Source organism: Nocardia seriolae NBRC 15557 (genome assembly GCF_007990715.1).
GTDB lineage: Bacteria > Actinomycetota > Actinomycetes > Mycobacteriales > Mycobacteriaceae > Nocardia > Nocardia seriolae.
The window spans coordinates 20498-33098 of the sequence record NZ_BJWY01000088.1 but is presented as its reverse complement, the minus strand read 5'-3'; the positions used below and the strand labels follow the sequence as shown (position 1 = coordinate 33098).

The window sequence follows — 12601 nt, the reverse complement described above, 5'->3', positions numbered from 1 at the left end:
GTATTAACTGCGGATCGATCTGGTCTCGGTTCGGAATCGGTTCGGATCAGCTATTTTGTCGCGAACTAGGATCACTGGTGGGTCGGGATTCATCCCGGTGGGAGACAGTGATGGTTACAAGCCGTGAGATCTTCCGAAATGTCCTCGTAAAAGGTTTCGCGCCCCTCGGTTTCGGGGTGCTGGTGCTTCTCGTCCCGGTCCTCGCCCACGCCGATGCGGACTACGGCAACGGTTGTGTTCTGTTCTCCGACAACACATCGGCAACCGTGGACTCGCTGCGCTTGCGATGCGGCCCGGCTCAGCAGGACGCCATCTACCGCGACGCCCCGCGCGGCAACGTCCCGATCGGCGCCAAGGACGGCTGGGTCGCCTCCCCGCGCGAGATGCAGTCCTGGACCCCGCTCGTCTGGATCGGCAAGGACTTCTACACCGGCCCCGGCGGCGGCTACCTGCTGAACCGCCTCACCGCCGCCGGAATCGAGGCCTGGCCCGCGAACGTCTTCCCCGGCTCCTCGGTCGTCGACGGCCGCCCGGCCTGGGTCCTCGACTACGCGCCCTCCCCGACCCCGCAGCTCTACGACGAGATCCGCGAGGTCACCCCCGGCGTCTGGTTCGGCTACTCCTGGATGCGCCAGGGCGGCGGCTTCGTCCAGCAACTCAGCTTCATCCTGAGCTGAGAACCCCGCCGCCCGACCGCCTAGGCCCAGCGGCCCCCGCCGTCGACGTGCAGGGTTGCGCCGGTCAGGAACGGGTTGGTCAGGGTCAGCAGGGCGGCCGCGGAGATGTCCGACGGAGTGCCCACGCGGCGGGCCGGATTCGCGGCGGCCGCCTTCGCGAAGAGGTCCGCTTTGGCGGGCCCGTCCCAAGCACCCGAATCCACGATGCCGGGTGAGATCGCGTTGACGCGCACCGGGCCCAGTTCCACCGCGAGCGCGGCGGCGAGCGTGGCCGCGGCGGCATTGGCGGCGGCCATGACCGCGCGCCCGGGAGTGGGCCGCCAGGCGACCACGCCGGAGAACAACAGCATCGCACCGCCCGGGCGGAAGCGGGCCGCGAAGTGCTTGGCAAGCAGGAGCGGGCCGATCACCTTGGCGTCGAAAGCCGCGTGCACGGCGTCGCGGTCCAGACTCGTGACCGGGCCGTTGGCGGGATCGGAGGCCAGCGTGACCAGATAGTCGAGTTCGCCGACGCGATCGGCCAGCGCCGCGATGGTGACCTCGTCGCCGAGATCGACCTCGGGGCGGCCGACCAGGATCACTTGTGCCCCTGCCGCTTTCGCATCCTCGGCCAGCTGTCCGGCGATCCCGGACCCTCCGCCGATGATCACCATCGTCTTGTTCTGCAAGGTCACGTCGTTCGATGTCGTGTTGCTCTGCAATGTCGTCATGTCAGGGATGAGCGCCGTGCGCCCCCGTGATCATCCCGTCGTGATCTGAATGTTTTCGACGCTTCCCATAGAATTTCCGAATGCCAACCCTGCGCGCCCTCGAATGCCTGGTCGCCGTGCTCGACGCCGGTTCGATCACCGAAGCGGCGGCGGCCCTGCACATGTCGCAGCCCGCACTCTCGCATCAGCTGGCCGCCCTGGAACGCGAGATCGGTGCGCCGGTACTGGAACGCCTGCCGCGCGGTGTGCGGGCGACCGTGGTGGGCCGGGCGGTGGCCGCCGACGCCCGGGCCGCGCTGGAGGCGGCACAGCGGGTGGTCAGCACCGGGCGCGCCACCGCGCGCGGTGCCGCCGGACATCTGCGCGTGGCCTGTGCGGAGAGCATGACCGCGGGCCTGCTCGCGCCGGTGCTACGGACCTGGCTGCGCCGGAATCCCCTCGTAGGCTTGGGATTGACCGAGGCATCCAGCGCCGACGAACTGGCCCGCCTGGTGGAATCGGGAGCCGCCGACGTGGCCATCGGCCCACGCCCGACACGCTGGACAGGCGGCGCGGAAGTGATCGGCGTGGAGGAAATCGTGGCGGTACTTCCGCCGGGTCACCCACTGGCCGAACGCAAGCGAGTCGGCTTCGAGCAGTTACGCGATGAACCACTGGTGCACTACCACCCCGACAACGGACTGGCCGGATGGCTGGATGCCGAGGCTGCGCGGCAAGGCGTGTCGCTCACCGCGAGCGTCCGCACCCGGCAGGCGGTCACCGCCGCCCGCCTGGCCGCGGCGGGCGTCGGCATCGCCCTGGTGCCGACCACGGCCCTGGGCGGCGGCTCGGCGGCGATACGGCGGCTGCGCCCCGGCGTCGAACGGGACCTGGTGTGCCTGATCGGAATTCCCGGCGACGTCCTGGTGAGCCGCTTCGTCGCCGAGGTGGCCCGCCGCGGAGTTCCGGTGCCCGCCATCGTGGCCGCGGCACTGGAGTGACCGGGTCGGCGGTGCCAGGCCGTCGATCAATGGGAGCCGCGGTAGACCTTGCGGGCGGTGGTCACCAGGGGGATCTGGAGTGGGAGGCGGAGTAGGGCAGCGATTTTCAAGGGGGTGGGGCGGTCGCTGCGGAGCCAGTCGGCGGCCATCTGGAGGTTGCCGGGGAAGACGGCGATGAAGATGAGGGCGGCGAGGCGGGCGCCCAGGGGGCGGGTGCGGGGGAGGAGGAGCAGGGAGCCGGAGGCCAGTTCGGCGACGCCCGAGACCTGGGTGTAGGTGCGGGGTTCGCCGGGGAGCTGGGGCGGGATGAGGGAATCGAAGAACTTGGGCTGGACGAAATGCATGGTGCCCGCGCCGAGCAGGAGGGCGGCGAGCAGGAGGGCACGTGTCCGGATGCTCTTGGTGCCGACCGGTTGGATTGCGGCGGAAGGCGACAGGTCTGCTGTCATCGGTGCAGCATAACTGGTCGGTATGTATTGACCGGCTGGTCAGCGACTTCCGCGTTTCCTCCCGGTGTGTCCGTGTCGCGAGTGGCCGATCGCCAAGTGGTAACGCACAATTAGGCGGCTGTCCGGCTCGAGCAGGGGAAGTTATGAAGGCGCACAAAGGGCTTGCGATTGCCCTGTTGGTCGTGGGTTCGATCGCCGGTTGCGCCAAGGAGGCGACTCATCCGGCCAATGCCCCGGCACAGGCGGTTCCGCAGCCCGCCCCCAAGGAGCAGGAAGGCGCCATCCCGGTCGGCCCGGGCCCCCAGGGTACCTACACGGTGGCGGCCCAGCCCGCACCCGGCAGCTGCCACTACCGCTACACCGCCGACAAGCAGCCGCTGCCCGACCCCGTCTGCACGCCCGGCGCGACGAATCCCAAAGTGACGGCGGCGAATCTGGCCGACACCATCTGTAAGTCGGGTTACACGGCCTCGATTCGGCCCAACACGTCGATCACCAACCCGGAGAAGACCGCCAATATCAAGTCCTACGGCTACACCGGCGACCCCCGCGACGCCGAGTACGATCACCTCATCTCGCTGGAACTCGGTGGCGACCCGAACGATGCGCGCAATATCTGGGTCGAGCCGCCCTCACCCGGGCACGCGGCCGGAGCCGGACCCAACAATCCCAAGGACGGCGTCGAGTCCAAGATGCACGCCCTGATCTGCAACGGCAAGGTCGCCCTCGTCGACGCCCAGGTGGCCATCGTCACCGATTGGACCACCGCGCTCGCCAAGGTCGGCTTCCCGAGCTAGGGCGCGCCGCGTCCGGCGTGGCGGTCCGAAACCCCCTCTGGGCGCGATGCTCCGGGCCTACCATCGAACGATGTCAGCGCCGCAGGACGGCTCGACGATGATCGAGGGCCGGGTCGTGCACAAGGTCGGCAATGCCTTGCAGATCACCTTCGACGCCGGGCCCGATGAGCCATTGGCCGTCGCCGTGCAGGGGGCGGGAAACGGCATGGGCGCCAAGGCGGCCATCCTGTTCGGCTTCAAGAACGGCGGCACCGGAAAGCATCGCATCACCTATGCCGACGGGTCGGTGGTGTGGGTCGAGTCCAAGGACTCGGCACCCACCGTGCTCAGTCGCGGGGACGGGACGGCCATCGGCACCATCCAGCGCGCCGACACCTCCACCGCGGTCGGCTCCACGGCGGGCACGCTGTTCCACTTCGTCCCCGATCCCGACGAGGCCAGGACCCCCGAGCTGTTCCGCCTGGTGGTGCTGGACCGCATGGGGGAGGAGATCGGTCGCCTCGACGTGGTCCGCACGGCCGGCGGCTGGACCGTGCGGCGCATCGTCGGCGACCTCTACAACCAAACCCTCTGGTGGGACCGGGCCGGGCAGCCGCTACCCGTCCCGATCCTCGGCACCCGCCTGTGGCTGCGCCACCCGCTCGACCCGGTGGAGCGGGACGTGCTGCTGGGCGTGTGCGTGGACATCACCCTGGGGCTGCGGCCCTACGTGACCGCCATGAAACAGCTGCCACCGCCATGAAATTGCCGCGGCCGTGAGACAACCCGCCGCGGCCGTGTGGGTCCGGCGTCAGTCCGACACCTTGATGACCAGCTTGCCCAGATTCTTGCCGGTGAGCCGGCCCTGGAAGGCGTCGACTGTCCGGTCCAAGCCGTCGACGACGTCCTCCAGGTACGCGAGCTTGCCCTCGGCGATCCATTGCGCCGCAGCCGGATAGAACTCCCCGGCCTGATTCAGGAACTCGGTCATGATGTACCCGCGCACGGTCAGGCTCTTGCGCAGGATGTTCGACATGAGCAGCGGCAGCCGGTCCGGTCCGGGCGGCAGTTCGGTGTCGTTGTAGTTGGCGATCAAGCCGTACACCGGAATTCGGGCGAACGGATTGAGCCGCGGCAGCACCGCGTCGAAGACCGGACCGCCGACATTCTCGAAGTAGACGTCGATCCCGTCCGGGGTGGCGGCGGCGAGCTGCTCGGCGAAATCGGGTGCGCGATGGTCGACGGCGGCATCGAATCCGAAGCGTTCCCGCAGCAGCGCCACCTTCCGCGGCCCGCCCGCGATGCCGACGGCCCGCGCGCCCTTGATCTTCGCGATCTGCCCCACGGTCGCACCGACCGGTCCGGTCGCGGCCGCGACCACCACGGTCTCCCCGGGTTTCGGCTGCCCGATGGTGAGCAACCCCGAGTACGCGGTCATCCCCGGCATGCCCAGCACGCCGAGCGCGGTGGTGAGCGGCGCGAGCGCCGGATCCAGCTTCCGCAACCCGGCCACCGGCTCCACCGAATGCGTTTGCCAGCCGCCGTAGCCGAGCACGATATCGCCGGGCCGCAGGGCGGGATCGGCGGATTCCACCACTCGCGACACCGTCGCGCCGCACATGGTGTCCCCGACCGCGACCGGCGGGGCATAGGACGGTGCGTCGCTCATCCGCCCACGCATGTACGGATCCAGCGACAGGTACAGCGTCTGCAACAGCGCCTCGCCCGCTTTCGGCGGCTCCAGCTCGACCGTCTCGGTGCGGAAATTCTCCTGCTCCGGCATGCCGATCGGGCGCGAGGCCAGGACTATGCGGGTTGACTTCATCGTCGGTACGACCTTTCGATGGGCGACCACTCCATTCTGGCCATTGTGAACCGGGGTCAGGTCGGTTCCGCTCACCAGGTATCGAATTCGAAAACCGCCGTACCGTTCGCGCAACGAACAAGTCACCGGACTGGTCCTGTCGACCGACTGGTAAATACGCTTGTCTCACAGCCGATATGCGAACACGACGAGGTGATCGATCATGGCGAGGCAAGACGTCCGCATCTGGCGACGCGGCCCGGCTCCCACTCCGGCGACCACCGCCGACCACGGCTATTTCGGCGCCGGCTCCCAGGTCTGGCGGGTGCTGCTGCATCCCGTGGTCACTCCCTTCCTGGCCCCCGTGACCGCCCTGCTGGAACCGCCCCACATGCCGCTGCAGGCAGTGCTGGTCGATCACGACCCGCTCGCCGTCACCGGCCGCGCGAGTCGCCGCATGAGCCCGATCATGGCCGTCCGCCGCGCCCAGCGCACCGTCGGCGTCCCCGTCCCGATCATCCTGGGCGACACGCCCACCGCCGACCGCACCGCCGCCCACCTGCGCCGCTACCACCGCCCCATGGTCGGCACCATCCCCGGCACCGGCGAACCTTACGCCGCCCAGGGTCCCGAACTGGTGCTGTTCGCCCACGTCACGATCATGCAGGCGGCCCTGCTGGTCTACGAGCACCTCGCCTACGAGGGCCACCACCGCCCGGCCCGCCGGGCCCCGGCCGAGCGCGACCAATTCTGGCTGGAGGCAAAACAATTCGGCATCCTCATGGGCGCCGACCCCGTCGAAATCCCCACCACCTGCCGTGAGGTGGCCGACTACTACGCCGCGATCGCCCACCGCTACGGCGTCATCGACACCTTCGGCCCCGACCTCGTGGTCGCCCCCACCCTGGCCCTGTTGCGCGGCTTCACCCCCGGCCAACTCCCCGAGCTGGCCCCGCTCCTGCTGTCCACCTTGATAACTCCCCAGCTGATGGCCACCCTCCCGCGCCCGGCCCGCCGCAACCTCGGCCTCCCCGCCGTCCTCGACCCCTTCCTGAACCTCTCCCTGCGCCTGACCCGCCCGGCCATGCGCGCCTTCCTGATCCACCGCTTCGCCGAGGCGATCGAAGCCCGAATCAGCGGCCCCGACGCCGTCGCCCTCTCCACCCACGCCCGCCACCTGCAATCCGCGGTCGCCTGACAATCGCATCAGCGGTGCTCACCGCCCCGTCGGCCGACCGTGATCGAGTCCACCGCGCGGCCCGGTTCGGATCGGACCCCGGGTGCGTAGGATCGATTGCGTGGGAGGACATTTCGACGCTGTCGTCGTAGGAGCCGGACACAACGGCCTGGTCGCCGCGAATCTGCTGGCCGATGCCGGGTGGGAGGTGCTGGTTCTCGAGCAGGAGCCCGAGTTCGGTGGCGCGGTCCGGTCCGCGGAGCTGTTCGACGGTTTCCGGTCGGATCTGTACAGCGCGAATCATCCGATGGCCGTTGTCTCGCCCGTGTTGCGCGGGTTGGGTCTGGCCGATCACGGGTTGCGGTGGGCCCATGCGCCGACCGTGCTCGCCGCGGCGCGTACGCCGGACGACGCGGTGGCCCTGTATCCGGATCCGCAGCGCACCGTCGACGAATTGGGCCGTCATCATCGCGACGATGCCCGGACCTGGCTGGAACTGCTGGCGCAGTGGCGGCGGCTTCGAGATCCATTGCTGGAAGCGGGATTCGGTGGTCGGCATCCGATTCGGCACACCATCCGACTGGTTCGCGACATGGGGATTCCGGAGCTGACCCGGCTGGCGCGATTCCTGACGCTCCCGGCCGACACCATGGCGCGCGAGCTCTTCCGTAGCGAGCAGGCCAGGCTGTTGCTGCTGGGCAATTGCGGGCACGGCGATCTGGCGGTCAATGCTCCGCTGTCCGGGGCGACGGGCTGGCTGCTGACCATGCTCGCGCAGGACAGCGGCTTTCCCTGCCCGGTCGGCGGCGCGAGCGGATTGACCGACGCCCTGGTCGCCCGGGCCAGGGCGGGCGGGGTCGAATTGCGAAGTGGCGTGGAGGTTTCCCGGCTGGAGATCCGCGATGGCCGCGTCACGGCGGTCCGCACCGCCGGTGACGAGACATTCACCGTTCGGCGCGCCGTGATCGCCGACACCCCCGCACCCGCGCTGTACGGGCGGCTGCTGCCCGATGACGTGGTGCCGCCGCGAGTGCGGGAGGATCTGCGGCGATTCGAACCCGACAGCGCCGTGGTGAAGGTGAATTACGCGGTATCACAGGAGATTCCGTGGAACTCGCCGGAACTGCGTGGTGCGGGCACCGTGCATCTCGGCGCGGACGCGCACGGGCTGATCCGCTGGGGTGCCGAATTGGCCTGTGGCGCGGCGCCGTCGCGGCCGTTCCTGCTGCTCGGCCAGATGACCACCTGCGATCCGACCCGGTCACCGGCCGGAACCGAATCCGCGTGGGCCTACACCCTGATGCCGCGCGGCGTCACCGACGACAGCTCCGCCGACAAGCTCGCCGCGCACATCGACGCGGTGATCGAGGCCCACGCGCCGGGCTTCGGCGACGCCCTGATCGGCCGAAATGTGCAGCGGCCCAGCGATATGACCGCGATCGGCACCCGCATCGGCGGGACCCTGGCGCTCCACCAGCAGGCCGTCTTCCGGTCGATTCCGGGTCTCGGTGGTCCGGAAACCTTTGTGCGTGGTCTGTACCTGGGTAGTTCGGCCGCACATCCCGGTGGGGCCGTGCACGGCGCGTGCGGCGCGTACGCCGCACGTGCCGCACTGCACCGCAACGGTATTCGGGGCCGGGCTCGCCGCCACCTGCACGCGGTGATCAGCGGGAGTCGAGACCGGGCGTCAGGTGAGGATATTGCGGGTGATGGCGAGGTCGACTTCGTTGCCGATCTGGTAGAAGTCGCTGGTGACTATGTTGAGGGGGAGTTTGTTCCAGTCGGTTTGGACCCAGTGCATGGCCGCGGGGGTCACCTGGACGGCGACCTCGTGCAGGGATTTGGGGTGGCCCAGTTGGCTGCTGTCGATATTGGGGAACTGACCGGCTTCGATGAGTTTGGTGGTGGCGCCGATGGCGCAGGCGGTCAGGGAGAGCTTGGTGTTCGACTTCGCGCGGAGGGAGGTTTCCAGGTTGGATTTCAGACCGGCCAGGCTCGGGTCGTCGTTGCTGTACCAGAACTTGTCCAGGACTGCGTCTTTGGGCCAGAAGCCGTGGGTGGTGGCGGTGGCGGGGTCCTCCCAGATGACGACCACCTGGTGGCCGCGGGACCAGAGGATGTCGAGGGTGACGGCGGTGCCGAGGGATGCGGGGGCCAGGCGGTTACCGAAGAGGGCGGTGACGTAGTCGGCGAAGCCCTGCCAGGCCGGGGGATCCATGGACCGGTTCACATTGGTCGAGAAGTAGAGGACGACAACCTCTTTGCGGTGATTGGACAGGAACTGCTCGACCGGGACCAGGACCTCCGCGACATTGGGGCCGTAGAGGGAGTGCACGATGTGGATGCGGTGCTGCCAGGGCCGGTCGTCGGGGTGGGGGCCGCCGTGGGGCTGGATCGGATGGGGGTGCGGGCGGTTCTCGACGCGCAGGTCGAGGAAGCGGATACCGGAACGCAATTGGGTGAGAATGTCGCGGTCCTGGGATCTGCCCCAGGCGAGCGTGGTGTTTCCGGTGGGATCCAGGAAATCGCCGAATGCGCTGGAATCCCTCGAGAAACCCTTGCCCGGATCCAATCCGTAGGTGCCCGAATCGTGGGTGCCGGGGATGACGAGCTGATGCAGTGGGCGGTTCGCGAAATGCGCGCCGAGCGATCCCATCCAGGAACGGTAGGGGTACACCCGTCGGATGACGGCGCTGTCGGACAGCGCGCCCGAACCCTGACAGACCATCAGCCCGCCGGTGTTCTCGATGCCGAAGGAGAACTCGCCCTTCTGATTTCGCGCGGTGCCCGACGCCCAATACGGCGTGCCCCGGTGCCCGGGATCGCTGCCGTTGTAGAGCACGAAATTCCCGTCGTCCTGCATCTGGGCGTAATACCTGCCGCCGGGCGTCGCCGTGCCGACGTATTGATCGGTCGGATCGGAGGCGATGGACCACAGCGGACGGGCGAGGTCGGGTATCGCGGGAGAGGTCGGATGGGTCGGGAAGACCACCAGGTTCCCGTCGCCCTGGAGGTAGACGGCGTATCTGCCGTCGCGCGAAATCAGATAGGTGTCGGTGCCGATCCACTGGTTGGTGTTCAGCACCTGCGCCCCGCTGCCGACTTGCAATCCCGCCCACCAGGTCTTCGAATCCCACAGCGGGGTCTTCGCCTCGGCCGCCCCGAGGCGGTAGAGCACGAGATTGCCGTCGTCCTGCATGTCGAGGGTGAAACGGGCGGCAGCCTGGCTGGTCTTGGTGGCCCAGTACGGTCCGCCCCGATGTGCCGGATCGCTGCCGTTGTACAGCACCAGGTTTCCGTCGGTCTGCATTTCGGCGTAGTACGGACCCGCCTGCGCGCGCTGCCCGACATAGTTTGCGATCGCGTCGGAGGCGACCGACCAGTAGGGGCGAGCGAGATCCTGGCCGTGCAGCAGGACCAGATTCCCGTCGTCCTGCATATAGCAGGAGAATTTCCCATTGTTGGAGACGAGGAGATCATCTCCCCGGAGATACTGCCCGTTGACCAGCGAGGTGCCTTTGTTCGCCATTTGCATGGCCCTTCTCCAGCGGCGGACCCCGCACTGCTGGATCAGCGGCGTCGACGCGAAAAATAGTGGCAGGCAACCGATCCCGAGCCCAGACGGTTACGCGGGAATCAGTATAGGACCGAACCCGGCAACCGTGGACTCACTTCGACTGGTCGTTTGGTATGAAAAATTTTGGGAGACTGGTCGGTTCAGTGGGCGCTACCGGCCAGCCACTGGTCCCAGCTCAGGGTCCAGTCGCCGTTCTGCCACACCTCGAGCGGCGCGCCGCCGGTATTGCGGACCTCCACCACGTCGCCGGGCTGCGCGAAGTTGAAGAACCACTGCGCGTTCTCGGCATTGAGGTTGAGGCAGCCGTGTGAGGTGTCGGTGTTGCCCTGGGCCCAGACCGTGGAATCCAGCTGGTGCAGATAGATGCCGTCGGTGCTGATGCGGGTGGCCCAGCCGATGGCCTCCTTGTAGCCGAGCCGGGAATTGACTGGCAGGCCGTAGGTGGAGGAATCCATGATGACCGGGTTGGCCTTGTCCATCACCGTGTAGGTGCCGGGCATGGTCCAGAAGGTGAAGGTCTTGCCCGCGATGGTCTCGCTGCCGCCGCGGCCCATGGAGGTGGGCATGGTGCGGACCAGCTGCCCGTTCTCGAAGACCTGCACCTGGTGGGTGTTGTCGTCGGCGATGGACACGTGCGAGGGGCCGATCACGAAGTTGGCCTTGGAGTCCTCCTGGCCGAACAGGCCGTTGCCGACCTCCACGCCGTAGAGGTTGGCCGCCACGCTCACCTTGGTGCCCGGCTTCCAGTACTCCTTGGGCCGGAAGTGGGCGTTGCGATTGTCCATCCAGTACCAGGCGCCCTCCACGGGCGGGTCGGCCGTGACGACCAGTCGCTTCTGCGCGGCCGCGCGGTCGGCGATGTCCTCGTCGAAGTGCGCGACGATGACCATGCCCACGCCGTAGCTGTTGCCGTCCACGATGGCCTGACCACCCGTGGTGTTCAGATACACCTTGGTCTGGTTCTTCGGCGAGATGGTGGTGAAGGTGGAGGTGACCGGCCCGGTGAGACCGGTCACGTCCTCGCCCGCGGCCTTGAGGGTGTACGTGCGCCCGTAGCCGAGTTGCTCGTTCGGCTTCCACGCCGTCTTGTCGGGGGTGAAGGTGCCCTCGATGACCTTGCCGTCCTCATTGGTGAGGCTGACATCGGTCAGCACACCGCTGGAGGTGCTCACCTTGACCGGAGCCGACGGGTCCACCTTGTCCGAGCCCTGCGCCGGGGTGACGGTGATGGATTGCGCGACCGGGGTGCGCGGACCCACCTTCCCGCTCGGCAGGCTCGACGAGCACGCCGTCAGCACCAATACCAGCGCCACTAATACGCTCGCGGCGGCGTTCGTCCGAAAACGGCGGGGTGGCATAGGCTCTCCCTCCCTGTAATCGCCGTGCGCCGCACTGCTGCACAGCAGCTTGTTACTGGCCAGCCTAGTAGATTACCCGCCGTTTTCGATCTCCCGGCGGCAGGTCTCGCCGACGAAATCACAACGATGTGAGACACCCGCGCGACATGCCGATCGGGCGTGGTCATTTCAACGTTTGTTCCTTGATAGCGAGCTGCTGTTGACCCTTCTGGTAGATGACCTCCCGGATTCCGAGCGCCTCGTGCAGCTTGCCCGCGGGCAGGGTGACCGGCTTGGGCGCGGGGCCGTCGCCGGGCTTGGGCAGGGGGTAGGCGGTGGTGGTGCCGCTGTAGAAGGTCACATTGCCCTCGGTCTTCGTGAACAGCTGGTGCACATGGCCGTTGAGGCAGGTCACCGAGGAGAAGCGCTTCATATAGCTGAGCGCCTGGGTGGCATCGTCTGTGCCCCAGCCCCATTGGGGGTACATGGCGAACAGCGGGATGTGGCTGAACACGATGATCGGTGTGTCACTGGACAATCCGGCGACATCCTGCCGGACGAAATCCAGCTGGTCCTGTCCGAGATGTCCGAGGTTCTTCAGGTTCAGCGTATTGACCAGTCCGATGACGTGGACGCCCGCGATATCGAAGCTGTACCAGCCGTCGCCGCGCGTTCCGCTACCGAAGACCGACCGGTATCGGGAGCCGCCGTCATCGCTCGAATCGTGTTCTCCCGGAACGGTGAACACGTGTGGGGTCTTCTAGCCCTGCATCATCTGCTCGACCTGATCGAACTGCTCCTGGGTGGCCAGGTGCGTGAGATCGCCGGTGTGGATGATGAAATCGGGCTCGTAACCGAGCGAATTCACCTGGGAGATGGCCTCGCTGAAGGTGTCGGTGACGCTGGTGTTGGCGGTGCCGGTGAAACCGATGTGACTGTCGCTGACCTGAGCGAAGCGCAGGGTGGGCCGCTCCGGCGCGGCCAGTGCGGTACCGGCCACGTGCGAGACCACCTCGCCGCCGACCACCGCCAGGCCGACCGCCGCACCGAACCACGCGCTGTGGCGCATGAGCTGGCGTCGGGTCATCCGCTGCGGATCGCGGGCGGCGTCCTC

10 protein-coding genes and 2 pseudogenes are annotated in these 12601 nt (G+C 67.8%); 6 read left to right on the top strand and 6 right to left on the bottom strand.

Annotated elements, in window-relative coordinates:
- Positions 1-110: 110 nt before the first annotated feature.
- Positions 111-677, top strand: a complete 567-nt coding sequence (locus NS2_RS24185) for a hypothetical protein (RefSeq protein ID WP_228102875.1) — start codon at positions 111-113, stop codon at positions 675-677.
- A 20-nt stretch (positions 678-697) separates the two neighbouring features.
- On the opposite strand, the gene NS2_RS24180 is transcribed toward NS2_RS24185, so the two are convergent.
- Positions 698-1387 (bottom strand): SDR family oxidoreductase, encoded by a 690-nt coding sequence (locus tag NS2_RS24180; protein ID WP_155239769.1) that lies wholly within the window; start codon positions 1385-1387, stop codon positions 698-700.
- 80 nt (positions 1388-1467) lie between these two features.
- Between NS2_RS24180 and NS2_RS24175 the strand changes: the two genes are divergently transcribed.
- A complete protein-coding gene (locus NS2_RS24175) occupies positions 1468-2367 on the top strand; it encodes a LysR family transcriptional regulator (protein WP_033089648.1) in 900 nt (299 codons plus the stop codon).
- Between the two features lie 26 nt (positions 2368-2393).
- Here the strand turns inward: NS2_RS24175 and NS2_RS24170 are convergent, their stop codons facing one another.
- On the bottom strand, positions 2394-2711 hold the full coding sequence (locus NS2_RS24170) for a DoxX family protein (RefSeq protein ID WP_230464575.1): 318 nt from the start codon (positions 2709-2711) through the stop codon (positions 2394-2396).
- A gap of 287 nt (positions 2712-2998) precedes the next feature.
- Here NS2_RS24170 and NS2_RS24165 point away from each other — a divergent pair, with 287 nt between their 5' ends.
- Together NS2_RS24165 and NS2_RS24160 are read left to right on the top strand one after the other, a co-directional pair.
- A complete protein-coding gene (locus NS2_RS24165) occupies positions 2999-3613 on the top strand; it encodes a hypothetical protein (protein WP_200885921.1) in 615 nt (204 codons plus the stop codon).
- Positions 3614-3683: 70 nt separating this feature from the next.
- Positions 3684-4355, top strand: a complete 672-nt coding sequence (locus NS2_RS24160; protein ID WP_143161271.1) for a hypothetical protein — start codon at positions 3684-3686, stop codon at positions 4353-4355.
- Positions 4356-4403: 48 nt separating this feature from the next.
- Here the strand turns inward: NS2_RS24160 and curA are convergent, their stop codons facing one another.
- Positions 4404-5417 (bottom strand): NADPH-dependent curcumin/dihydrocurcumin reductase, encoded by a 1014-nt coding sequence (gene curA / locus NS2_RS24155; protein ID WP_036547094.1) that lies wholly within the window; start codon positions 5415-5417, stop codon positions 4404-4406.
- Between the two features lie 202 nt (positions 5418-5619).
- On the opposite strand from curA, the gene NS2_RS24150 reads away from it, so the two are divergent.
- Together NS2_RS24150 and NS2_RS38505 are read left to right on the top strand one after the other, a co-directional pair.
- Positions 5620-6594 (top strand): oxygenase MpaB family protein, encoded by a 975-nt coding sequence (locus tag NS2_RS24150; protein WP_052086768.1) that lies wholly within the window; start codon positions 5620-5622, stop codon positions 6592-6594.
- Between the two features lie 100 nt (positions 6595-6694).
- A pseudogene (locus tag NS2_RS38505) lies at positions 6695-8227 on the top strand (phytoene desaturase family protein); the annotation flags it as partial.
- Positions 8228-8260: 33 nt separating this feature from the next.
- Here NS2_RS38505 and NS2_RS37775 read toward each other — a convergent pair.
- The 3 genes and pseudogenes from NS2_RS37775 to NS2_RS24130 form a co-directional block, all read right to left on the bottom strand.
- The gene (locus NS2_RS37775; RefSeq protein ID WP_052086767.1) at positions 8261-10102 is read right to left on the bottom strand and encodes a hypothetical protein; all 1842 of its coding nucleotides are present in this window, start codon (positions 10100-10102) and stop codon (positions 8261-8263) included.
- A gap of 188 nt (positions 10103-10290) precedes the next feature.
- Positions 10291-11508 carry a L,D-transpeptidase gene (locus NS2_RS24135; RefSeq protein ID WP_033089643.1) on the bottom strand — a complete coding sequence of 406 codons (1218 nt, stop codon included), beginning with the start codon at positions 11506-11508 and terminating at the stop codon, positions 10291-10293.
- Between the two features lie 163 nt (positions 11509-11671).
- Positions 11672-12574, bottom strand: a pseudogene (locus NS2_RS24130) (metallophosphoesterase family protein).
- Between the last annotated feature and the right edge of the window lie 27 nt (positions 12575-12601).